The sequence below is a fragment of the Bradyrhizobium sp. Kon58 genome, assembly GCF_055807455.1.
Genome location: NZ_JBVVOT010000094.1, coordinates 1 through 1005, shown reverse-complemented (window position 1 = coordinate 1005; position 1005 = coordinate 1). Strand labels below are relative to the sequence as shown.

General features: G+C 61.2%; 1 protein-coding gene. It reads right to left on the bottom strand.

Going from position 1 to position 1005, the window contains the following annotated elements; all coding sequences use genetic code 11:
• Positions 1 to 2: 2 nt before the first annotated feature.
• On the bottom strand, positions 3 to 902 hold the full coding sequence (locus AC0L20_RS39570) for a dihydrodipicolinate synthase family protein (protein WP_473295599.1): 900 nt from the start codon (positions 900 to 902) through the stop codon (positions 3 to 5).
• Between the last annotated feature and the right edge of the window lie 103 nt (positions 903 to 1005).

Sequence of the window (1005 nt, the reverse complement as noted above, 5' to 3'; positions counted from 1 at the left end):
CCTCAATCCTTAGCCCAGCGAGTAAGACCGGCCTCGGAGATGATCTTCGCGATCGCTGCCTTCTGTTCGTCTGCCAATGGCAGCAGGGGCAGACGCGGGTCGCCCGCGCCCCGGCCGAGCTGACTCATGGTCTCTTTGATGGCCGCGTAATAGGATCCCGACTGGAAGCAACGATAGAACGCGAAGACGTCGCGACCGAGGCCATCCAATGTCTTGTCGCCGCTCAGCGCCTTCTTCCAGTAGTCGCGGATCAAAGGTCCGGCGATTTGATGCGCCATAGCCACCACTCCGTGAGCGCCAACGGCGCGGGCTGGCACAATCATTGTCTCATAGCCGACGAAGATGCGGAGTCTGCTTCCTACACGCTGCACAAGCTCTGTCACTTGAGTGATCGCGCCGGAACTATCCTTGATAGCGACGACCGTTGGGAGGGCGGAGAGCTGCTCCACAAGCGCTGGAGTGATGTCGATTCCCGCGCGACGCGGACTGTTGTAGAGCATCAGCGGGAGCGATGTATTGCGCGAGATGTAATCGAAGAAGGCCAGGATCTCACGCGGGCTCGGCATGGCGTAGATCGGGGGCAAGATCATGCCGCCTGCGCAGCCCGTCGCCACGGCGGACTGGCACGCTTCCAGCACATCCTCGGCACGCAAGTCGGCCACGCCCGCCAGGACGGGAGCGCGGCCGCCCACATGGTTGACTGTCAACTTATAGAGGTGCGCACGCTCGGCCTTGGTGAGCGCATAAAATTCTCCGGTGCTGCCAGCCGCGACAATGCCCTCCGCACCATTAGCGATCGCGTCGTCGATGAGCGCCTTGTACCGGGCCTCGTTGATGGAGCCGTCGGCTCCGAATGGAGTGACGAGCACAGAGAAGATACCGCCCCAGTTCACATTGGTCATGATTTACTTTCCTTGTTGGAAGATGCGGCTGAAGGTATAGCCGCGGGCGAAGTGAGTGGGCCGAGAAGACGAGCCTGTTCCGTGAACCGTCCGACGAAAGCGG